The following is a 22,690-nucleotide window of genomic DNA, read 5'->3' as shown; positions in this document are numbered from 1 at the left end:
AATTTGTATCGTGAGTAGCAATATTATCCTGTGATACCCATATGGAAAACCTTAAAATACATGTCCTTGTTGTAGAAGATAATCCCGGTGATTATTTGTTAATAGAAGAAAATCTGCATGATAAATTTGAACAGGTGACTATTGACCATTGCACCGATTATCAGTCGGTATTGGAAAAATTTACCCCGGAAACGATTTATTCAATAATTCTCCTCGACTTCAATTTACCGGATTTAGACGGAATTGATTTAGTAGATAAGATTCAAAGTGTAGCCCAAGGAACCCCTATTATTATACTCACCGGATACAGCAACATCAAAATGGCGCGAGAAAGTTTGGCCAAAGGGGTTTCCGATTTCTTGATTAAAGATGAAATCAATGCCGAGATTTTGTACAAATCCATCATTTATGCCTTGGAGCGAAAGAAATTCATGTACGAACAAAACAAATCCAAAGAAGTTTACCAGCATCTTTTCAACTTCACTCCGCAGCCTTTGTGGCTCTATGATGCCGAGAACCTCATCTTTTTGGATGTTAACGAAGCGGCGGTTCGAAAATACGGGTATTCGAGAGACGAGTTTTTAAAAATGACGATTCGAGATATCCGACCAAAGGAGGAGCTAAAAAATCTCAATCAACAATTAGCAAAAACGGAAGAAGAGCGAAAACAAGCCTTCTCGGGTATTTACACCCATAAGTTAAAATCAGGACAACACATTCAGGTTGAAATTTACAGCGGAGATATGGAATACAATGGTCGAAAAGCCCGAATAGTGTTATCTAACGACATCACAGACAAACTCAACCATTTGCAAACTATCGAAGGGCAGAATATGAAACTCAAAAAAATAGCCTGGACTCAGTCGCACATCGTAAGAGCACCCATATCCCGTATACTCGGTATATTAAATTTGATTGAGATGCTTTCTTATGATTCAAAAGAAATGCCTTTTTTATTGCAACAACTGCGGGTTTCCACCGATGAAATGGATGCCATTGTCCGTGAGATTGTTAATGAGAGTCAACTTATAAGTTTTCGAGATTCCAATGATGAATAAAAAAATCATACTCATAGATGATGATGAGATTTACCAATTTATAACCATAAAAGCGTTAACCAAACTTGATGATGGGGTTCGCATTTTTTCTTGTTTGAATGGTAAAGCCGGTCTCGATAAACTGCTTGAAGAATATTCAAGAGAAGAGCACTTTGTGGTACTCTTAGATTTAAACATGCCGGTGATGAATGGCTGGGAATTTATACAGGAATTTGAGAAACACAACTTACACCATAACGGCAATATAGAGGTCTACATTGTTTCATCCTCAACAGATCAAATTGACATAAAAAAAGCAGAGCAATTCGTTTGCGTTAAAGCATTTTTATCAAAACCCATCCCTATTGATAAATACGACTATATCTTAAAAGGAAATGGCTGAGTATTTTCCGGTCTAATGCATCTACAAGCCTGACAATAATAGTTCAAACTTGGAAACTCTTGTCAACCCTATCTTTTTGATTCTTAACTAAACTTTACCGAAACGTGGCTTTACATACTTCACCAATTCGAGCACAAGAAGCATCACTAGGGCTCCAATTAATGATGGTAAAAAGTGTTTGTACCCCGGAAACTCAAAGGCAAAAATATTTTTTAAAAAAGGAACGGTGATGGTCAGCAACAGTATCGCAATTGCTACCAATGAAATAACAATGACCGCTGTATTTTTTTCCAATACAACAGCTATAAAGTTTCGGGTATCGGATAAGGAAGACAGGATTAAAAACACATTACCCATGATTAAAGAAGAAAAAGCAATCGCTCTTATTTCGCCATCGGTATGACCTTCGTCAATGGAAATCGCATACACCGCAATCACCATACCCAATAAAAGTGTTCCTTTAAACAAACTGAAAAGTATTTTAGACCAACCAAAGAAAAGCGCATCGGGTTTTCGCGGGGGCCGACTCATGATTTTTTTTTCTTCTTGTTCCGATTCAAAGGCTACGGCACAAACCGGATCGATAATCAGCTCCAAAAAAACAATGTGAAGTGGCATCAACAATATGGGTAACCAAGAAAAAAAAGCAGGCATCAAAACCAGGCCGATAATAGGAATATGAATAGCAATGATGTAAGACATGGCTTTTTGCAAATTGTCAAATATTCTTCTCCCGGATCGAATAGCCTGAATTATTGAAGCAAAATTGTCATCCAGCAAAACCAGCGAGGACGCCTCGCGGGCGACATCGGTTCCTTTTAAACCCATGGCTACACCGATGTCGGCAGCTTTTAATGCCGGTGCGTCGTTTACGCCATCGCCTGTCATGGCTACTATATCACCATTGGCTTTGAGTGCTTTAACGATTTGTAATTTTTGTTCCGGAACGATGCGTGCAAAAATATGGGTCTGCTTGATTTTTTGCTTTAATTCTTCTTCACTCATTTGTTGCAAATCGGTACCGGTGAGTACCGATGCATTATGTTGTAAACCAATTTGATTGGCAATACTTTTGGCCGTTGCCGGATAATCGCCGGTAATCATAATCACGTTGATTCCGGCCTCATAACATTCCTTTATGGCTTGCGGTACTTCGGGTCGTATCGGATCTTCAAAGGCCACAAAGCCAACGAAAGAAAAATTGAAATCGCTTTGTTGTTCGGGTAGCCCATTGTTGGAACTGCCTTTCGCTGCGGCCAGCACTCGGAAACCGCTTTCGGCCAAATCCAAAACAATTGGAGTATAGGCATTGATTTCAGCTTCCGATAGATGACACAATTGATAAACAGCTTCCGGTGCTCCTTTGCAATATGCTGTCAGGGAATGATTCACCGATTGGTATACTCTGGTCATGGCAAACAATTCCCGACTCAACGGGTATTCTTTAACAAGTGGAAAAGAAATTTCGGTTGGCTTTCCTTTTTCATATTCGTTTGCAATGGCTTTTTCCATAGGGTCAATGGAATTGTTTGACGAGGCGAAATACAATGTTTTCAGTAGTTCTTTGATATCATTAGTATTGAAATCAAATTCTCCTCTGTAATACGTTGTTTGATTCACATACAAGGCAGCCATCTCCATTTTGCTTTGGGTAATGGTTCCGGTTTTATCACTACACAATACAGTGGCAGAGCCCAATGTTTCGATGGCAGAAGTTTTACGTGTTAATACTTTGTTTCTGGACAGACGCCAGGCACCTAAGGCTAAAAAAATAGTAAATACAACCGGAAATTCCTCGGGTAGCAATGCCATTGCGGTGGCTAATCCGTTCAATAATGCCTTCAAGATATCACCTCTGGTAAAATAAAAGGCCGTCACAACTCCCGAACTGATAATGGCACCGCCAATGAACAAGTTGCGGATGAGTTTTTTCATTTCGCGTTGTAGTCGGGTGCTGTCCTCCTCGATAGTTTGTAAGGATGTCCCGATTTTACCCAATTGTGTCTTTATTCCGGTATGAATCACTTTTGCCAACCCTTTTCCTTGCACGACTAAGGTACCGCTGTACGCTTTATTTTCGGTGTCGTCATTCTTAGTGACCGGAACCGATTCGCCGGTTAGCAATGACTCATCGATGGTGAGATGATGACTTTCCAGGATGACAACATCGGCAGGTACACGGTCACCTTCGTGTAAAATAACCACATCATCGGGCACTACTTCTCTTCCTGGAATTCGGGTTTCTATACCGTCACGAATGACTAAAGTTCGCGGAGAAGAAAGTTGTCGCAAGGCTTCCAGTGATTTTTCGGTCTTTCGATGCTGATAAAAAGTGATAAAAATAATCACAAACACCCAGCATAGCAGAATGATGCCCTCGGTATAATCGCCTAAAACCAAATAGACCAAGCCACAACCCAGAAGTAGGATAAACATGGGCTCTTTAATCACTTCCAAAGCAATTTGCCAAATTCCTTTAGGTTTTGCTGAAGGCAACTCGTTATAACCGTGAATTTTAAGTTGTTCGACAGCTTTGGTAGTGGTGATTCCATTTTTCATAGTAAACAGACTTCTTTAATTTACAAGTGAAGTAAAAGAATTCTAAAACACATAAGCGGCTCAAAAACAGGGCGGTTATTGATTTATAGTTGTAAATGTAATAAAAAGGGATTAGGTACGATGTTCCCAAAGAGGGAATTATGAGTAAAGAAAAATCTTAATGGATTTTTCAAAAGTATTGGTTTTTGATTTTAAAACATCTCGAAATAGCGAGCTTTTGATACTTCCTTAAAATAAAAAACCCGAAACTTTCGTTTCGGGTTTTGTTTTGCGGAGAAAGAGGGATTCGAACCCCCGGACCTGTTACAGTCAACAGTTTTCAAGACTGCCGCAATCGACCACTCTGCCATTTCTCCAATAAAGTGCACCTATTGGCGCAATGCGGATGCAAATATAACAACCTTTTTCGTTTTCCAAAACGATTTTCAGTAAAAAATAAAGATATTTTTTTGAGGGGTGTCTATATGGTTAATGCTGTGCATTTTATCAAAACACAAATATATTTGTACAGGTTATTGTCTTGACCTGAAATTAGGATTGGTATATACCTCTTCCCTATCTCATCTCCATCTCCTCCAACTTATTGTAAGAGTACTATACCAAAACATACATTATGTAAAATGGAAAGGTGTTAAAAACAAACCGAGCCCACTAATAATTCATCATAAGGATTGTGCTCTAAATCCCAAATAATATAAACTTCAGGCACTAATGTTTCTATTCCGGTAGAAGCCTCTGCCAAACCATCACCTGTAATAACCTTGTCCCATATCGTTCATCTTAATGGCTAATAATCAGGGCCCACCAATAATAACTATTGAAAAACTGAATAAAAAAGCTTTATTCGTGTCGGGGTTCGGGCAAATCAAAAAAGTTTCCTTTAGAGTTCACAATCGCTTGGATAACAGTATCAAAATTTTCGGGAGACGGTTTCAAATTAATCCATTTATCTACTATCGTTCTGTGTTTGTACAACACTATGGTACTCTCTACACTTGGGTTTATTTTATTCCGATACATTTCGGTGTCTTCATCATTAAAAGAAGGAACATAAGTTAAAGCAACGTGTTGCAGCCGTAACATTTGTCCCAATTCCTGCAACATTTTTTCAATAACATCTTTGCTGTAGCGCCTTGAGCCTACATATACCAAATACGCTTTCAAATAGTGCTTTCTTATATCCGACTGTTGGTCTAAAAACACCAACCACTTTTTGATCTCATCCAAAGAAGACTTTTCACTCACAAAATACACTAGTCCGTGGTAGCGACCATACCGACATACCGGACAAGCTCGCGTACCGCGATCGGGGCCAAAAAAATGATACGGCATAAATGAGGGCTGATCGTCTCCAATAGACAATCCCGAATCAACACGCTTATCGGGATGCTTGGGATAATTCGGGATATGGAGTCCCAATACAACATTGTGCTCTGCTATTTGAACCGTATCATCAAGTACTACCCTTAGTAACTCCGTACCGGCCCTGTCTAATTTCCCATATCGTTTCTTGTGGCGTAAATACAGGGGATCATCGTCAAAATACAAATCGGCATAATATTCCTTTGTCAAATCAGGTTCCTTGATAGAGAGGTGTATGTGCTGCGGAATGGAATCGTTGGGATAAGCGGCAGGTCTCGATGTTTTTATCGTATAATTACCGTGAGCATCTGTTTTTACCCATCCCCTTAAACGACCATGTGCCAAAGCTTTCTTGGGAGTTTGGGCATTGGCCTCATACAACCCCTCATCGTTGGTGTGCCAATAATAAATAACAACATTCGGCGCCGGTGTTTTACCGTCTATTTGAACTACCTTTCCCGTTATAATCAATCGGGTGTGCCCTTGATTCCATCCGATACTTTGGTGGACAGAAGTCAACGTTTGGGGCATACCCACGTACATAAGTTCACAACCCTCACAACCACCTCCAATCGTATTTTGTGTTTCTGAAACCGAACGTTTAGGCGTTTGAGAATTGGTGTGATTTTGACAGGCAAATAAAATAAATGCCAACGTTACAATGGTACTTTTATGAAAAAAAGAATACATAGGTTATAGTTTGTGATTAGTTTGCAAAAGCCGATGAATAACTATACTGCAAAGATGTGGGCAGGAATACCGGACTAACAAACGAAATAACCCAAGAGGAGTAAATTATACGGTAACCCGTTGACCAACTCGAAACCGGGTCTTAAAATTTTTGGCATACACCCTGCTCACCCTCAAAATAGTGCCATCGGTAAGGGTTATATCGTAGTCCCCGTTAAGTCGAGATTGACACATGATTACTTTATCCACATTAACAATATAAGACTTATGAATACGAACAAAACGATTCCCGTCTAAAAGTGCTGACAATGACTTTAACGTATTGGTGTTGAGATACTTTTTATTCGGATGATGAATCCCTACATAGGGCGTACAAGCCGAAAAATAATAAATATCTGATAAGAGGATGCTAATACTTTTATTTTGACTGTCGGAGACCAACATGCTGGTGAGAGGTTGATTTGTATTTTCATCCGCATCACACTCAATAGACTTGGAATCGTAGCCTGGACTTGTAATATAAATCACAAAAGTTATAAAACTATACAACAGAGCCGCCGATATGAAGTAATGGGTAAAGCCAAAGGCTAAAGTTTGCCAAAAAGCAAAAGTATGGTAATAAAAAATTCGAGAGAGCACGTAAATCAGAGCCGGATAAACGCAAAAATGTGTTCCGAAAACCAACATTCCCAATACTACTTTCAGTTTTGAGTCAACCGGCATTCGGTAAATCCGCTGAAGCAATACAGTAGCCGGTATATACAAAAGCCAAAAGGTACTGAACAGCAAGGATTCTGCAACATAATAACCGGTCGACTTAAAAATGGCGTATCCATAATCAAGTACTACATTAACTAGAAGTAAAAACAAGGCGCCATACAAAGATAAAATACGCCATTCTCTCGGATAAAGTCGAAAAGGTTTGTGTAACAGTGTCATGTTTTAAAAAATAGGATGATTCTTTTAGTCCGAGTTTTAGTTTCAAATTTTGTCTCGTAAATATAGTGTTTTTAAAGTTAAAATTGACCTTCGCCATTGCGAATGCACTTACTTTTTTGCAGTATCAAACCATCATACAGCCTTAAAATCGGATAAAATTGAAAAAAAAACAAAATAATATACCGATTGGTATTTTATTTTAATATCTTTGTCTCAACAAATTAGGTCAGAACATGTCAAAAGCCGAACGTACCAAACAATTCATCATTCAAAAAACGGCACCCTTATTCAATGCTAAGGGGTATATGGGTACGTCGATGAACGACATGACGGAAGCTACCGGCTTAACCAAAGGCAGCATCTACGGTAACTTCGAAAACAAAGACGAAGTAGCTTTGGCTGCCTTTGAGTACAATTACAATACCATAGTCAACTACCTGCGCCAACAGATTGAAGTACGCACTCACAGTGTGGATCGATTGTTGGTGTATCCTGAAACGTATCGAAAGTTCTTAGAATTGCCTTTTTTAAAAGCCGGCTGCCCCATACTCAACACGGCCACTGAAGCCGATGATACCCATCCGCAACTTCGTGCAAAGGCTTCTGCGGCTTTACAGTTTTGGAAAAAAGCCGTTGAAAAATTAATCCATACCGGTATCGAAAAAGGAGAAATCAAACCCGAAACCGATGCAACCCAACTCACCTACATTCTTATGTCAATCATCGAAGGTGCCGTCATGCAAGCCAAAGTAACCGGTAATCCTGAAGTGTTAAAAATTACTATGGATTTCCTCGAAAAAAAAATACAAGAAATCAGAACATAAAAAAATTTAAACAAAAATATACCGTTTGGTATATTTTATATTCATTATGGAAGTAACAAGCATTCAATCCTTTGTAAATTATTACAAAAAAGTAAGAGAAACTACCAACACCGTAATTCGGGTGATTCCACGGGAGTATTTAGAATTCAGTTATAAAGAAGGAAAATTTACCATAGCCGACCTCTTGAGGCACATTGCCGCCATCGAGCGCCATTTGTTTGCCGAAATAATACAGGGCAACAAACCAACCTATACCGGTTGTGGGAAAGAACTGGCCGAGGATTATGACGATATTATGAACTATCTCAACACTACCCATCGGGAAACCCTCGATATCATAAACCGACTGGAGGATGCCGACTTACAAAAAAAAATAAAGCCAGTCAGCGGTACCGAAATCAAACTAAGTTCCTTTTTGAGAGCATTAACGGTACATGAAATTCACCACAGAGCCACACTCTGTATTTACCTCAACATGCTGGGGATAACCACACCTCCCATACTGGGACTTACCGCCGAACAAGTCATAACAATCAGCAATAAACCATAATATGAAAGAATCATACATCATAGCGGCAAAGCGCACTCCCATGGGCGGATTTTTAGGAAACTTGGCGCACATTCCGGCCACCCGACTGGGCAGTATCGCTATTGAACAAGCACTTCTGTCGGCTAAGCTCAGCCCGACTCTGGTAGACAGCGTATACTTCGGTAATGTGTTGTCGGCGAACCTCGGTCAATCTCCGGCCCGACAAGCGGCTTTAGGTGCCGGTATCCCCGATAGCGCAGATTGTACCACCATCAACAAAGTATGTGCTTCGGGCATGAAAGCAGTAATCCTGGGCGCCCAGCAAATTCAGTTGGGCATAAATAACATTGTCATTACCGGTGGAATGGAAAACATGAGTCGGGTACCGCATTACCTTGAACAAAGACAACCGCTTAAACTCGGCAATAGTGCCTCCGTTGACGGTTTACTCAAAGACGGATTGACCGATGCCTATAATCACCATCATATGGGTATAGCGGCCGAATTATGTGCGGCCGAATTCAAGCTGTCACGAGAAGAACAAGATACCTATGCGCTTGCTTCATATACCAAAGCGAACGCTGCTTTTGCAAGTGGAAAATTGGCCACCGAAATTATTCCGATACCACTTAAAAGTAAAAACGCGGAATGGCTATTTGATTTTGATGAGGACATCAAAAAAGTAATCCCCGAAAAAGTTCCGATGCTACCTCCGGCCTTTCAGGAACACGGGACAGTTACGGCGGCCAATGCCAGCAATTTAAATGACGGGGCTGCGGCGATAATCCTGGCTTCTAGAGAAGCCATTACCCAACACCAACTGCAGCCGATAGCCAAAATTATCGGATATGCCGATGCTGCCCAAGCTCCGGAATGGTTTACTACGGCTCCTACCCTGGCCGTTCAAAAAGCACTGGCGGCTGTCAACCTCACGGTAGAAGATATTGATTTTTTTGAGATTAATGAAGCCTATGCGGCAGTTGCTTTGGCCAATCAAAAACAGTTGAACATCCCGTCTGAAAAGCTCAATGCATACGGAGGTGCTGTAGCTATGGGACATCCGTTAGGTGCCTCGGGAGCAAGAATCATTTGTACCCTGTTGTCGGTCTTACAACAAGAAAAAGGAAAATACGGTGTAGCCGCCATTTGCAACGGCGGCGGTGGCGCCACAGCTATTATCATTCAAAATCTATTGCTGTAAAACGACAGCAACAAAAAGTAACGGTAACGCTTCGAAAAAATTAAACAGTGTATTATGTTAAAAAACAACACCCTTTCGACCTCGTGTGACTATACCATACAAAACACGACAGTCAAAGATCAAAAGGCAATATATGCGCTCTTCGAGCAGGCCATTACTTACATAAAAAGGAATAATTATGTGGGTTGGAAAACCTATGACAAATCATTCATCAATAAAGACATTCAAAACCAACTCCAATTTAAAATTGTGGCAAATAATCAAATTCTCGGGGTCTTCAGTATTTGTCTCGAGGATATCTTAATTTGGAGAACCCGGGAAAAAGGAGATGCCGTTTACCTCCACCGCATTGTGGTCAATCCGAAATACAAAGGACAAAAACAGTTTCAAAAAATACTGGATTGGACAACCAACTATGCACACCGCAAAGGATTACAGTACATCCGCATGGATACCTGGGCGGCAAATCCATCCATCATTGCGTATTACAAAACATTTGGTTTTGCTGTAGTGGATACTTTCACAACGCCCGATATCCCTGATTTGCCGACCCAGCATCGAAATCTGGAAGTAGCGCTACTCGAATTAACCCTTTTAAGAGAATCCCATGAAACAAGTACCTTGGTTTGAACGACAGTTTTCCAACTGTAATACTCAAAATACATTTCCGTCTATCGTTGAAAGATTATCAGGGACAGCAACTTTACTGAATCAAAAAGTAAAAGGAATTCCAAACGATTTGCTGACACGAAAAATAAACAATACTTGGTCGGTGAAAGAGAATATAGGTCATCTTACCGACTTGGAACCCTTATGGCTGGGACGTTTACAAGATATTCTGAGTAATCATACAGAGCTCCGGGAAGCCGATCTTCACAACATCCAAACTCATCAAGCCAACCACAACGACACCCATCTCAGCACCTTGCTATTCAAGTTCAAATCAGAGCGCCGTAAATTACTCAACAGTCTTCAAAACCTTGATGAATCAGCCCTTTTTAAATCGGCTTTACACCCGCGACTCAAAACTCCAATGACTCTGTTGCAACTGCTCGAATTTGTAGCCGAACACGATACACACCATCTGTCCCGCATGACAGAAATCATAAGCACTTCACCACTCCAAATAAGGAATTCGAAAAAAAACAGCCACTATAGGGTATTGTTCGATTTCTACATTCAATTCACCAATGGCGGTAGCTTGGAGGGTACCGATTTCCGCTTGGATATTTTTCAAAAAGAAATCTCCAACGAGGAGGTGACCGCTTTATTGGTCAAAGACTTACGGCTGTTGATGGTGGGCGATGTCAAAATTGAAAACAAAAGAATACTGCTTGAAACCCATAAAAGAAAATAATACCTATGAAGTCAAATAGTAAAAAGATACGAATCGCCATACTCGGAATCGGTGGAATTGGCGGCTACTTAGGAGGCAAACTGGCACACCATTATGCCGAACACGACCAAATAGAAATCATATTCATTACGCGGGGTGCTCAGTTACAAACCATTTCGGAAAAAGGATTGGAATGGCATTCCAATGAAATCACTTACCGGAGTAAACCTCATGTAGTTGCGTCCAATCCAAGAGAAATTGGTTTGATAGACATCTTAATTTTAACTACCAAATCTTTTGCCGCTGCCGAAGCAATTAGGGAATACGCCCATTGTATTTCGGGTGATACCACAGTGTTGACCACCCAAAACACCATTACCGGAAGAACCGATATATTGCCATTCTTACCCGAGGGAGCTCTCCTCATGGAAGGCGCCATTTACATTTCCTCAAGTGTACAAAAACCGGGAAAAGTGGTACACCTCAGCGGACCGGGAATATGGTACTTTGGCACCAATAACACCTTTACCCCTAAAGGCGAACAAATCGCAAAAATCCTGAATTACGCCAATATCAATGCCCAATACACCACCAATACCGAAGCTGTATTGTGGAAAAAATTCCTGTTTGCATCTCCCGCTGCAGTGGTAACGGCCTTATTTGATATCACCTTTGCCGAAATCACGGAATCCCAAGAGTCGGAATATTTATACCTGAACCTTACCGACGAACTAATGCAACTGGCACGTGGCAAAAATATTCCTGTTGATGACCAAACCATATTGCACAACATTACCCTCTTAACCCGGTTCAAAGGCGAGGCAAAATCATCTTTTCTGTTAGATCTTAAGAGAGGCAAACCAACCGAAATAAAAGCTTTGGTGCTCGATGTGATAGCCGAAGCGCAAAAGCATCAAATTTCGATACCGTATTACCAAAGTGCTTACGCACAACTTCAATTAAAATATCCATCATTAACATGTTAATAATACAACCATGAAAAATTCAAAAAGAATAGTTAGCCTTTTCCTTTTAGGAATTCCGCTTTGTCTCGAAGCTCAAAACACCAAAACCATTAGCGGTTTCGGCCATATCGAAAGTATCGCAACCGATGGTACCTATATTTATGCTGCCGATATCGGTAAAGAATTGCTTCCTGTTGCCAAAGATGGCGACGGCAAAATCATCAAACTCGACAAAAGAGGAAACATTATTGCCCCCAATATCTACCCCGAAACATTACATGCTCCCAAAGGATTAGCCATTCACAAAGAAATCCTCTTTGTCAATGACATCGATCGCATCATTGCCATCAATCTCAAAAACGGTCAAAAGGTATATGAAATCAGTATGGCTAATCACACCGCTTTTCTCAACGATATAGCAGTGTGGGACAACCATACGCTTTTTGTTTCGGCGACCGATAAAAACAAGCTTTTCAAAATAAATTTGACGGACAAAACTGTTGTCGAAATTAAGATTGCACCGGAAATAGCAGGCATTAATGGCTTGTTTTGCCACAAAAAAGCAAGCCGTTTGTATGTCAACGGATTCGGATCAGACAACAAACCCAACGGAGTATTGGGGTATATCGATTTAACAACGAATACCTTTACCAAACTAACCAACCTCGAAGGATACTATGATGGTCTTGCCATTTATAAAGATATGTTGGTAGCTTCCAACTGGGTAAGCTTCGAAAATAAAGGAATGGTAATGGTATGGGATATCTTTGGCTCACAACGATCCAAAAAAATTACCGCATTGCCTGTCGGCGGACCGGCCGATTTTATCATTTACAAGGATGTGCTGATTGTCCCGGCCATGCTTACCGGTGAAATTCATTTTATAAGACTTGATAGCGATTTGTTGTTGCAAATCTGAAAGTTACCATCCCATTTACCGGAAAAAGTAATCCGAAAACAAGCTGTCCTGATATGACGCTCACTTGTCACTTTTAAGGTAAAACAGAACGCTACTTTTGTCACATCAAAACCACAAAAAAGTAAAAAATGACACCCATCAGTATCGGAATAGCCGGAGCTTTATTGCAAATTGTTCTTTTTGAATGGCAAAAACAATTCCACAAAAACAGTATTTATGCCCTATCGTTAGCCGGTATCGGCTTTTTGTATGTGGGCTTCACATGGACGCATTTACCCACAGCTTGTATCGCCTCTGTTCAGGCCATTGTCTTTTTGTTTATTGCCTATTACGGACTCACCAAAAGTCCTTATATTTTGGCAATGGGCTATTTTTTGCACGGCCTTTGGGATATCAGTTACAATCTTTGGCAAGATCCGGCTTTACTACCGCCCCATTATGATTGGTTTTGTTTGTCACTCGATTTTACAGTAGGCACCTATCTTATTTTTAAGTATATCAAACAAAAAGATACTACATCCAATGAAAGTAGAAGTATTTAAAACAAATGTACAATGGCCCAAAGAAGCCAATCGTATAGTGACATCACTGACTAAGAAATTAAACAATGCTAAAATCAATTTTGATTTGGAAGACTGTGATAAAATTTTAAGGATTGAAGGAACCGATAAGTACAAAAACAAATACATCATGTCGTATTTAAACCGTTTAGGCTATTCGTGTGAAATATTGGACTGAGTTTGCGGTTTATTGCCTACATTTAACATAACGTAAAAGTAAAAAATACTACGTGTCAGGATGTGACGTACAACTGTCTCACAGAACCGACATCAGCCCGCTACTTTTACAATCTAATGCAACGCATACCCTATGAGAAAAATTGCTTTTATAATTCCACCCTCAGTAGAAATCTTAGATTTGTCGGGACCGTTACAAGTATTCACCGAAGCCCGATTTTACGGGTTTGAAGTACAACTCGAATACTATACCTATTCGCAGGAAACCATAAGCAATTCGGGCTTAGCCTTCAGCAATGTGGCACACTATAGTCAGGCCAAGCTGAAAGAAGGTGATTATATTTTTATGCCGGGGATGAGTTTCGATTATGTCGACTCCATTGCTTTCAGAGCCGAAAAAGATTTTTTCGGATGGATAAAGGAACAATCCAACAACAAAATACTAGTGTGCTCTGTTTGTAATGGGGCTTTTGCCTTGGGTGAAGCCGGTTTGCTAAACGATACCGAATGTACCACACACTGGCGAAGAATTGAACAATTACAAACCCGATTTCCTAAGGCCAAAGTACTTACCGATGTCTTGTTTAAAAAGAGTAACCACGTGTACACCAGCGCCGGCATCAGCTCGGGAATCGACTTGGCACTCTTTATTTTAGAAGAATTAAAAGGGGCATTCTTTACCCACAAAGTAGCCCGCGGCTTGGTAGTGTATTATCGTCGTAATGACAATCATACCCAAAAAAGTATTTACCTCGATTATCGAAATCACATTCATCCCAAGATACACGAAGTTCAAGATTATATGATTAACAACCTTTCGGGCAATAATAGTATAGAAGAATTAGCCGATTTGGTAGCTATGAGTCCGCGAAACCTGAGTCGCGTTTTCAAAGAAAAGACCGGCACTACCATCATAGAATACCTCACATTATTGCGGGTGGAATTTGCTAAAACGTTGGTTAACAATCCGGAATATACCATCGAATACATTGCAGCACAATGTGGCTTTAAAACAGCCCGACAACTGCAACGCATTTTGAAAAGCAATCCGTAACAGGCCCCTACAACAGCGAACATCCTCCCGAACAACATCATTTGAAATGTCCCCGTAATTCTATAATGGGGACATTTTTTATGTTGTCCGTATCCGACATCAAAATGGCATTTTCGCTTGAAATAACGGTGGCATCTTTGCATCATCAAAACATCTAAAACCAGTTAAACATGAAAAGAATTAAAAAAGTATTGATGATTACCATTTCCTCCGCATTGATCCTTCTCGCTTTGGCAGTAACTATGCTGCAACCGGTGCTTACTTTTGGCCAAAACCCACCGTATCAAGGAAAAAAAATAACCAATTGGAAGAACCCGACAATAGATGACCGCAAAAAAACGGTCTTTATAATCGCCGATAACCAACAAACCGAATTGTTTGACATGCTGGCTCCTTTTTATGTCTTCAACGCCACCGAACAACTCAATGTATTCATCGTAGCCAAAAACGAAACTCCGATTCCGTTAAAGAAAGATTTGTTTGTATTGCCGCAACTGACTTTTGAAGAAGTCGAAAAACGAAACCTTCAGGCAGCGGTAATAGTGATTCCAGCCCTTTCGGCCAGAGATGACAACCAAGACCCGGTAATCCTGCGTTTTATCAAAAATCATATGACGCCAACAACCAAACTGATTTCGATTTGCGATGGGGCGACTACTGCCGCCGCAACCGGACTCTACGACGGCAAACCGATTACCGCTCATGCCACGGATTACAACGCGGTAAAAAAACACTTTGACAAACCAATTTGGACACAGAATGTAACGGTAACACAAAGCGGAAACCTCTACAGTACAGCCGGAGTATCAAACGCTGTTGAAGGCAGCCTGTTGATTGTAGAGCAATTATTGGGTAAAGAAGTGATGACTAAAGTAGCCGCTCAAATTAACTATCCGCATGACGAGATCAGAATGAAGCACCATAGTATCGCCTTGACTTTTGGCAACAAAATGTCCATCGTCAGAAGAGTCATCTTTTCCAAAAGAAAAAAGTTAGGGCTTTTATTGCACAACGGACTCAATGAATTGCGATTTGCCGGCATGTTGGATACCTACAGCCGAACCTTTCCCAAAGCATACAAAACTTTTACACTACAAGACAGTATCGTTAAAACCCAATACGGACTGACATTTATCCATACCGGAGACAATATAGTAGACCCGAAAACCGATGAAATACACGTAGTAATGCCGGAACTGCTTTCGGCCGAGGATGAAAATTACTTTAAAGAATTCGAATTAGTCAAACAAAATCCAAAGGAGTATATTATAGATCAATGCCTTAACAACATTAAAGAACAGTACGGAGCTCATTATGCCAATATTGTAAAAATCACTCTTGATTACAATTAGTAAATGGCTATTCAAGAACTATTGCCCTTTTTGCTCCGATATCTTCCTCGAAACTCTTGATTACCTATTCTTTGCCATACGTTTCACCATTTAAAAACATGAATCATGAAAGCAATATGTATTTATTACACCTTTTTAGCTGTTGTCAGCATTAATGCAACTCACGCAAATACAATAATCCCGCGGGCAAACCATAGCCTGAAGAACTCCATAAAATGGAACTCGGAAAAGTTTAAAAAACCGGAAGTATACTCGGATGACAACACTGCCATAAGTCTGATGACGCCTTATAAAAAAACGATAGATGAAGTCATAGCGGAAGATCGAAAAATCATCGGAAACATAACGAACGATAAAACACAAAGCGAAATAGAAAGAACGATTTTGGAAAACAACAGCATTACCGAAAGTACCAATACCGATGCTTTTTTCCCTTTAGAGAATACTATTCAAAAGACACCCCCGATTCAGATGCTGATAAAACTTTAACTATCTTTGATATGATTTTCTGTAGCCTATGAAAAATATCCCGGTAAAACAACTTCACGAATGTACCAAAGAGCCACAACTCACGGGAAATTTCAGTATCAGAGCAATTGAAATACTGATGGAAGAAGAAGAATTGGTACAGGAATTACACCGACACGACTTTTATTTTATCATATTCCTTACTAAAGGAAGCGGCCGACACGAAATTGATTTTGTCAATTATCCCGTAACCGATTGCAGTGTGGCTGTGATGCGTCCGGGACAAGTACATCAACTAGTGCTGTCAAAAGAAAGCAGAGGATATATTCTTCAATTTAAAACCGACTTTTTATACAGCCACAACAGCGCGTCTCAAAATCATTTGACTAAAGTAAGTCAGAAAAATTACTACAGCTTTGAACCGGAAGGATTTCGTAAGATGGAAGAACTCTTGGCGAATATCGCCCGAGAATCCAACCGAAAAGCCAAAGGCTATCTGGAAGTAATGAAAGCCCATTTGAGCGTATTGCTTATTGAACTGCTTCGTCAACAAAAAGAGACGGAAAAATCTCCCGCCGTGAAAGGCAATCCTTATGCGCAGGAAAAACTGGAAACGTTTATGGCATTGGTAGCACAACACAGCATCACGCACAAACAGCTTCCTTTTTATACCAATCATTTACATCTGTCAGCCTATCAATTAAGTGCGATAACCAAAACCCTGCTTCATAAAACGCCTTCTGAAATCATCAACGAATACCTCATCCTGGAAGCCAAACGCCAATTGCTGGCGACCTCCAATCAGGTGAGTCAAATTGCCTTTCACTTAGGCTATGAAGATCCTTCCTATTTTATCCGCTTCTTCAAAAAGCACACCGGCCAAACTCCGGAAAGTTTTCGTCAAAATTTAAAATAAGTACCATGGTGTTTTGTTTTTGTCCTATCGCTTAGGATGGAACGCTAAGTAGTTTTGCAGAAGAAAAATAAACTTCTGAAAAATACAAACAACAGCGATATGAAAACAAAAATGAAACTAATGGCCTCGCTTAAAATATGGTTAGCCATTTATCCGTCGATTACGCTTTTTTTATTCCTCTTTGGTGAATCCCTCACCACACTGCCTTTGTATGGTAGAACTTTGGTACTCACCTTGGTTTTAGTGCCTTGGATTGTCTTTGTCGGTGTACCGTTTATAGATTTTGTGATGCGGCAGATTTCGGCCAAAAACAAACCGTGATGGACGGGACTACAAGACGCGCGTTCATTAAACAAACCGGATTCGGAATGTTAGCCTATGCCCTTCCTATTCCGCTTAAAAATTTCGATATGAAAACAAACAACAAACCCTTTGATGTTATCATTATAGGCGGAAGCTATTCCGGATTAGCCGCGGCCATGGCTTTGGGAAGAGCCTTAACAAACGTTTTGGTGATTGACAGTGGCAAGCCTTGTAATGCGCAAACCCCGCATTCACACAACTTCCTGACTCAGGACGGCAATACCCCGAAAGGAATAGCCGAATTGGGCAAACAGCAGGTCGCTCAATACGACAAGGTTACTTTCTACAATGGTATCGCCTCAACCGGAACTAAAATCGAAAACGGTTTTGAAATAACTACCGAATCCGGCGAAAAATTTCAGGCGGCCAAACTTATTTTCGCCACCGGAATTAAAGATATTATGCCAAATATTGAAGGATTCTCCGAATGTTGGGGTATTTCTGCCATTCATTGTCCGTACTGCCATGGCTACGAAGTACGTCATACCAAAACCGGAATCCTCGGCAATGGCGATTATGCCTTTGAACTTTCCAAAATGATTTCCAATTGGACAAAAGACCTCACCATTTACACAAACGGCGTATCGACCTTGACTGCTGAACAAGTTAAAAAATTAGAAGCACATCATATACAAATTGTGGAAGACGAAATGGTAAAATTGAACCACAATAATGGATATCTACAAGAAATTGTATTCCAAAATGGCAATACTGCTCCATTAACCGCCTTGTACTCGCTGCGACCATTTGTGCAGCATTGCACTATTCCGGAATCATTAGGATGTGCACTAACAGAAGATGGATACCTCAAAGTAAATGGTTTCCAAGAAACCACTGTAAACGGAATATACGCCTGTGGTGATAATACCACTCGAATGCGAACAGTTGCCAATGCCGTAGCTATGGGAACTGCAGCCGGTATGGCTGCCAGCAAAAAACGAATACTGGAACAATTCTAACAGTCTAAACTTTGGATAAAAAAGACCTTCTCTTAAAACCATTTCAGCCATAATTCCCGGGAATAGTATCTGATAAAAGTCGAAATCACTTACGTTTTATTATGTGCTTTTTGGTGAAAAAATTGTACTGCTCTTAATCGAATTTTAAACAAATCCTATTCAACTCCATTTTTGTCCTAACAACGGCCCGGTTACCCGAAATACCTTTGCCAAAGAAAAAACAAATTCCAAAATTTTTAAATGTAAAACTATGAAAATCATTATTGTAGGCGCTACCGGCACCATGGGAACTTATTTAGCTAAAGCCTTAGAGAAAGAACATGAGGTAATCAAAGTAGCCTCAAAAGGAGCTGATATCGATGCCGACATTACTTCAACGGAATCTATCGAAAAAATGTTCCGACAAGTAGGCTCCTTTGATGCCTTAATTTCAACGGCAGGTCCCACATTTGTAGGACCTTGGGCAAAATTGAACGACACTACATTCAGACAAGGTGTGGAAGGCAAAATGATGGGACAAATCAACTTGGTCTTAATCGGTCAAAAATACATCAATTCAAAAGGCTCTTTTACCCTGATAACCGGTGCTTTAACGCACGAACCGCAAGTAAACTTTGCTAATGCTTCTGCGGCCAACGGTGCTGTAGAAGGATTTGTACGCGCTGCCGCTATTGAATTGGAAAATGGGATTCGTATCAATGCGGTTAGCCCAACCGTTATTGAAAATTCTCCTCAGTATTTCCCATATTTCCCGGGAGAGATTCCGACTACCATGAAAGAATTGGAATTCATGTTTCGCAAAAGTGTGTTTGGCAAAGTAACCGGACAGGTCATCAAACCTTAATTGTCAATACGATTACCACCACAGGTCATTATTAGCAATGGCAATGGCCTGCGGTTTTACAACTAATCCTTAATAACCTTTTTTATGCCACATTTTATCATTGATTGTACCGAAAATATTCTAAGGCTGAAAACCCCCGAAGAAATAATGGAAACGGTTTTTGAAGCTGCTACTGCCTCCAACCTGTTTGATGCAGAAGACATTAAGATCAGAATCAATCCCTACCAACATTACACGGTTGGCAATCAAAAAAAAGATTTCATCCACATATTCAGCTATATAATGGAAGGCCGAACGACAGCCCAAAAAAGCAGCCTTTCCCATGCTATTGTGAGTAGTCTCAATACCATTTTTCCCGAAGTCCCGGTTATTTCCATAAACATAAAAGATTTTGAAAAGGCCACCTACTGCAATAAATCGATGGTTTAATTTTAATTGGCGGGCATCATCTTTCAAAACAAATGGGTTTCAATCATCATTTTAAAAATCAAAATCGTGCAAATAAATAAGCCAACTTTTTTTATTACAGCACTGCTCTTTTTTACTGTGATTTCAACTTCAAAAGCCCAAAACAAAATCAGTTGGCTGCGTTATGAGGATGACTTTACTTCGTTAAAAAAGGACTCGATAAAAAAAGGACTCGATAAAATAAAATACATGCCGCTGGGACAAAACAACTACATCTCGTTAGGCGGCGAATTTCGGGATAAGTGGCAATACTATGATAATCTCAATTTTGGGGATGTTCCGCCCTCCTATTCCAAAACCGATGTCTTCCAGTACCTGCGCCGTATAATGCTGCATGCCAACATCGAATTCGGAAATCATTTTCGCTTTTTTATGCAGCTAAATCATACCTCACGCGATGGTAACAGCAATCCTTTGACTCCCGAAATTGATGAAAACCAACTGAGCCTTCATCAGGCATTTGCCGAGTTGAAACGCACCAATTGGAATTTCCGTTTGGGGCAACAGGAATTGTTTTACGGCAACCATCGTTTGATTACTTTCAGAGAAGGACCCAATACCCGTCAAGCCTTTAACGGATTGTTGATAAAACGGAAATTTAACAACGGAACACTCGACTTTTTTGCCGTCTCCAAAGTAATCTCAAAGCAATATGTGTTTGACGACGAAAGCATGCACGACGGTTTATTGGGAATTTACGGAACACAATTTTATCGGCAACGCAAACTTGGCTTGGATTACTATGTGGTAAACTTTCAATCCAGAGACCGCAGGTACAATTACCAAACGGGTTATGAAAACAGACAAACCTACGGTATCCGTTTATTTTCGAACCTAAAAACCGTTAACGTTGAATTAGAAGGAGCGTACCAAAGCGGGACATTCAATGACCTCACTATTGAAGCTTACAATGTTTTGGCAGATGCCAACCTAAGTGTTTTCTCTTCAAAAAGAGGACTGATTGGTTTCACCGCCCATGTCGCTTCCGGAGATAAAAACAATACCGACCACAAACTAAATTCCTATAACTTGTTGTATGCCAAACCTGCTTATGGCTTAGTAGCTCAGATTGGAGCCACTAATATTTTAAGCTTTTCTCCCTATATAAAGATTAATCCGCTGTCAAAACTAAATGTCTTAGCCCAAGTATTTTTCTTGTCGAGAAACAGCAGTCAGGACGGTACCTATGCTCCGGGCATGATACAAAACCGACCAAAACCCAATGCGCTTTTCGCCACAGAAAAAAGGACTTTAGGACAACTGTATCTTTTGGAAACCATCTACAGGCAAAACAAAAACTATTCGCTGGCTTTTGATGCTTCCTATTTTAAGGCAGGAAGCTATCCGAAAGCTACCGGTAAAGGTGAAAATATACTTTATGTATCGCTTAAGTCAACTTTTAAATTTTAAAAACAAAAACAAATCATTAGGTTGAATCAAATTATCATCAAAAACGTCCCATGAGTAAAACAACTACGCTACATTTGAGGTATTATTAAATTGACTAATCAGACAGTACAAACAACCAAAACGCTAAAAGATGATTCCGGAAAGACGATACGACCTCGATTGGTTAAGAGTTATAGCCATATTGCTTTTGCACTTGTTCCATTGTGCCATGCCTTTTATGGCTGAATGGGACTGGCATTTAAAAAATAAGGAAACCAGCAACTTGATTTTAGAATGCAATTATTTTGTATCGCGGTGGCGAATGCCTGTCTTGTTTTTCATTTCCGGGATTGGAACTATCTTTGTGTTAAATCAAAAATCGATATGGCAATTTATTGCGCAAAGAACTAAAAGACTCTTTGTTCCGTTACTCTTTGGTATGCTAATCATTATACCGCCACAGGTATATTTTGAAAGAATATATAAAGGTACCGACTACCATTCCTATCTTGATTTTTATCCTTCAATTTTTACGACAACCGTTTATCCCGAAGGCAATTTAAGTTGGCACCACCTTTGGTTTATAGCCTATCTGTTTGTTTATTCATTACTGGCAATCCCTTTAATCTTGATTTTTAAATCCGAGAAAGGAAAGGCTTTTACTAATAGGGTTGCCGGTTTTTGCGAAAAATACAGTATGGTTTCATTTGGTATAATTCTTTCCGTAGCCAGCTTTCTCTATTTTTGGTATCCCAATGAAACGCATGCCTTTGTTGGTGATGGAGCCGGTTTTACAAAATACTTTTTGTACTTTCTGTTCGGCGCTTTTATTGGCATTAATCCCATTTTTTGGAGGAATCTGGAAAACAACAGAAGATTCAATTTAAAAATTGCCTTTTTTAGTGCCATCGTCATAAACTTCCTTCGTTGGAACGATTTAGAACCGAATTGGGAAACATACTCTTCCAATCTGCTGTTTCTTTGTTTGGTAACCCTAAGTGCTTGGTTTTGGGTGATTTCATTCTTAGGCTATGCTAAAAAGTATTTAAACTTTACCAATACGTTTTTGCAATTTGCCAACGAAGCGATATATCCGTTTTACATTTTGCATCAAACATTTATTGTGATTATAGCCTACTATGTAATTCAAACACCCGATGACATCTTAAGCAAATACCTCTTTTTAACGCTTGTATCGTTCGTGCTTTCATTTGGGTTTTATGTGTTTTTAATCAAACCTTACAAAATAACTAGATTCTTGTTTGGGATGAAAATCAAATAACGGATACCATTGAATACATTCTTTATCAAACCATTTGAATGAACCTTTAAATTTTAAGTAACTTTGTTTGAACCCTAAATAATTTATTTTGAAA

At 39.9% G+C, this 22,690-nt stretch carries 24 protein-coding genes and 1 tRNA gene; 21 read left to right on the top strand and 4 right to left on the bottom strand.

Annotated elements, in window-relative coordinates; all coding sequences use genetic code 11:
- The first annotated feature begins 41 nt into the window (after nucleotides 1-41).
- Together QHT84_RS05230 and QHT84_RS05225 are read left to right on the top strand one after the other, a co-directional pair.
- Nucleotides 42-1,058: a response regulator gene (locus QHT84_RS05230; protein WP_283238498.1), complete on the top strand. Its 1,017-nt coding sequence runs from the start codon at nucleotides 42-44 to the stop codon at nucleotides 1,056-1,058.
- A complete protein-coding gene (locus QHT84_RS05225) occupies nucleotides 1,048-1,440 on the top strand; it encodes a response regulator (RefSeq protein ID WP_283238497.1) in 393 nt (130 codons plus the stop codon). The genes QHT84_RS05230 and QHT84_RS05225 overlap by 11 nt, the downstream gene beginning before the upstream one ends.
- A gap of 87 nt (nucleotides 1,441-1,527) precedes the next feature.
- Here the strand turns inward: QHT84_RS05225 and QHT84_RS05220 are convergent, their stop codons facing one another.
- The 4 genes from QHT84_RS05220 to QHT84_RS05205 all read right to left on the bottom strand — a co-directional run bounded on the left by QHT84_RS05220 (nucleotide 1,528) and on the right by QHT84_RS05205 (nucleotide 6,990).
- Complete coding sequence (locus QHT84_RS05220) at nucleotides 1,528-3,999, bottom strand: cation-translocating P-type ATPase (RefSeq protein WP_283238496.1); 2,472 nt, start codon at nucleotides 3,997-3,999, stop codon at nucleotides 1,528-1,530.
- Between the two features lie 271 nt (nucleotides 4,000-4,270).
- Nucleotides 4,271-4,355, bottom strand: a tRNA-Ser gene (locus QHT84_RS05215).
- Between the two features lie 484 nt (nucleotides 4,356-4,839).
- The gene (locus tag QHT84_RS05210) at nucleotides 4,840-6,051 is read right to left on the bottom strand and encodes a dioxygenase family protein (protein WP_283238495.1); all 1,212 of its coding nucleotides are present in this window, start codon (nucleotides 6,049-6,051) and stop codon (nucleotides 4,840-4,842) included.
- 105 nt (nucleotides 6,052-6,156) lie between these two features.
- Complete coding sequence (locus QHT84_RS05205; RefSeq protein ID WP_283238494.1) at nucleotides 6,157-6,990, bottom strand: LytTR family DNA-binding domain-containing protein; 834 nt, start codon at nucleotides 6,988-6,990, stop codon at nucleotides 6,157-6,159.
- 233 nt (nucleotides 6,991-7,223) lie between these two features.
- Between QHT84_RS05205 and QHT84_RS05200 the strand changes: the two genes are divergently transcribed.
- The 19 genes from QHT84_RS05200 to QHT84_RS05110 all read left to right on the top strand — a co-directional run bounded on the left by QHT84_RS05200 (nucleotide 7,224) and on the right by QHT84_RS05110 (nucleotide 22,596).
- A complete protein-coding gene (locus tag QHT84_RS05200) occupies nucleotides 7,224-7,814 on the top strand; it encodes a TetR/AcrR family transcriptional regulator (RefSeq protein ID WP_283238493.1) in 591 nt (196 codons plus the stop codon).
- A gap of 46 nt (nucleotides 7,815-7,860) precedes the next feature.
- A complete protein-coding gene (locus QHT84_RS05195; RefSeq protein ID WP_283238492.1) occupies nucleotides 7,861-8,364 on the top strand; it encodes a DinB family protein in 504 nt (167 codons plus the stop codon).
- 1 nt (nucleotide 8,365) lies between these two features.
- Nucleotides 8,366-9,544, top strand: a complete 1,179-nt coding sequence (locus QHT84_RS05190) for an acetyl-CoA C-acyltransferase (protein ID WP_283238491.1) — start codon at nucleotides 8,366-8,368, stop codon at nucleotides 9,542-9,544.
- Between the two features lie 54 nt (nucleotides 9,545-9,598).
- A complete protein-coding gene (locus QHT84_RS05185) occupies nucleotides 9,599-10,174 on the top strand; it encodes a GNAT family N-acetyltransferase (RefSeq protein ID WP_283238490.1) in 576 nt (191 codons plus the stop codon).
- The gene (locus tag QHT84_RS05180) at nucleotides 10,152-10,901 is read left to right on the top strand and encodes a DinB family protein (protein WP_283238489.1); all 750 of its coding nucleotides are present in this window, start codon (nucleotides 10,152-10,154) and stop codon (nucleotides 10,899-10,901) included. Before QHT84_RS05185 ends, QHT84_RS05180 begins: the two co-directional genes overlap by 23 nt.
- 5 nt (nucleotides 10,902-10,906) lie before the next feature.
- Nucleotides 10,907-11,866 carry a ketopantoate reductase family protein gene (locus QHT84_RS05175; RefSeq protein WP_283238488.1) on the top strand — a complete coding sequence of 320 codons (960 nt, stop codon included), beginning with the start codon at nucleotides 10,907-10,909 and terminating at the stop codon, nucleotides 11,864-11,866.
- Between the two features lie 10 nt (nucleotides 11,867-11,876).
- The gene (locus QHT84_RS05170) at nucleotides 11,877-12,764 is read left to right on the top strand and encodes an NHL repeat-containing protein (protein WP_283238487.1); all 888 of its coding nucleotides are present in this window, start codon (nucleotides 11,877-11,879) and stop codon (nucleotides 12,762-12,764) included.
- A 128-nt stretch (nucleotides 12,765-12,892) separates the two neighbouring features.
- The gene (locus QHT84_RS05165; RefSeq protein WP_283238486.1) at nucleotides 12,893-13,306 is read left to right on the top strand and encodes a DUF6010 family protein; all 414 of its coding nucleotides are present in this window, start codon (nucleotides 12,893-12,895) and stop codon (nucleotides 13,304-13,306) included.
- Nucleotides 13,287-13,502, top strand: coding sequence for a hypothetical protein (locus QHT84_RS05160; RefSeq protein ID WP_283238485.1), 216 nt, complete (start codon nucleotides 13,287-13,289; stop codon nucleotides 13,500-13,502). Before QHT84_RS05165 ends, QHT84_RS05160 begins: the two co-directional genes overlap by 20 nt.
- Before the next feature lie 132 nt (nucleotides 13,503-13,634).
- On the top strand, nucleotides 13,635-14,555 hold the full coding sequence (locus QHT84_RS05155; protein ID WP_283238484.1) for a GlxA family transcriptional regulator: 921 nt from the start codon (nucleotides 13,635-13,637) through the stop codon (nucleotides 14,553-14,555).
- A gap of 170 nt (nucleotides 14,556-14,725) precedes the next feature.
- Nucleotides 14,726-15,907: a DJ-1/PfpI family protein gene (locus QHT84_RS05150; RefSeq protein ID WP_283238483.1), complete on the top strand. Its 1,182-nt coding sequence runs from the start codon at nucleotides 14,726-14,728 to the stop codon at nucleotides 15,905-15,907.
- A gap of 105 nt (nucleotides 15,908-16,012) precedes the next feature.
- Nucleotides 16,013-16,396 (top strand): hypothetical protein, encoded by a 384-nt coding sequence (locus QHT84_RS05145; protein ID WP_283238482.1) that lies wholly within the window; start codon nucleotides 16,013-16,015, stop codon nucleotides 16,394-16,396.
- A gap of 28 nt (nucleotides 16,397-16,424) precedes the next feature.
- A complete protein-coding gene (locus QHT84_RS05140) occupies nucleotides 16,425-17,291 on the top strand; it encodes an AraC family transcriptional regulator (RefSeq protein WP_283238481.1) in 867 nt (288 codons plus the stop codon).
- 99 nt (nucleotides 17,292-17,390) lie between these two features.
- A complete protein-coding gene (locus QHT84_RS05135; RefSeq protein ID WP_283238480.1) occupies nucleotides 17,391-17,612 on the top strand; it encodes a hypothetical protein in 222 nt (73 codons plus the stop codon).
- Complete coding sequence (locus tag QHT84_RS05130) at nucleotides 17,612-18,613, top strand: NAD(P)/FAD-dependent oxidoreductase (RefSeq protein ID WP_321169571.1); 1,002 nt, start codon at nucleotides 17,612-17,614, stop codon at nucleotides 18,611-18,613. The genes QHT84_RS05135 and QHT84_RS05130 overlap by 1 nt, the downstream gene beginning before the upstream one ends.
- A gap of 250 nt (nucleotides 18,614-18,863) precedes the next feature.
- Nucleotides 18,864-19,457, top strand: a complete 594-nt coding sequence (locus tag QHT84_RS05125) for a short chain dehydrogenase (RefSeq protein WP_283238479.1) — start codon at nucleotides 18,864-18,866, stop codon at nucleotides 19,455-19,457.
- Nucleotides 19,458-19,541: 84 nt separating this feature from the next.
- Nucleotides 19,542-19,886 carry a 5-carboxymethyl-2-hydroxymuconate Delta-isomerase gene (locus tag QHT84_RS05120; RefSeq protein WP_283238478.1) on the top strand — a complete coding sequence of 115 codons (345 nt, stop codon included), beginning with the start codon at nucleotides 19,542-19,544 and terminating at the stop codon, nucleotides 19,884-19,886.
- A 66-nt stretch (nucleotides 19,887-19,952) separates the two neighbouring features.
- Nucleotides 19,953-21,335, top strand: coding sequence for an alginate export family protein (locus QHT84_RS05115; RefSeq protein WP_283238477.1), 1,383 nt, complete (start codon nucleotides 19,953-19,955; stop codon nucleotides 21,333-21,335).
- 130 nt (nucleotides 21,336-21,465) lie between these two features.
- Nucleotides 21,466-22,596, top strand: coding sequence for an acyltransferase family protein (locus tag QHT84_RS05110; protein ID WP_283238476.1), 1,131 nt, complete (start codon nucleotides 21,466-21,468; stop codon nucleotides 22,594-22,596).
- Nucleotides 22,597-22,690 lie beyond the last annotated feature (94 nt).

It is taken from the genome of Flavobacterium sedimenticola, from assembly GCF_030053345.1.
Taxonomy (GTDB): Bacteria; Bacteroidota; Bacteroidia; order Flavobacteriales; family Flavobacteriaceae; genus Flavobacterium; species Flavobacterium sedimenticola.
The sequence above is the reverse complement of the archived record's forward strand: the minus strand, read 5'-3'. Positions and strand labels throughout refer to the sequence as shown.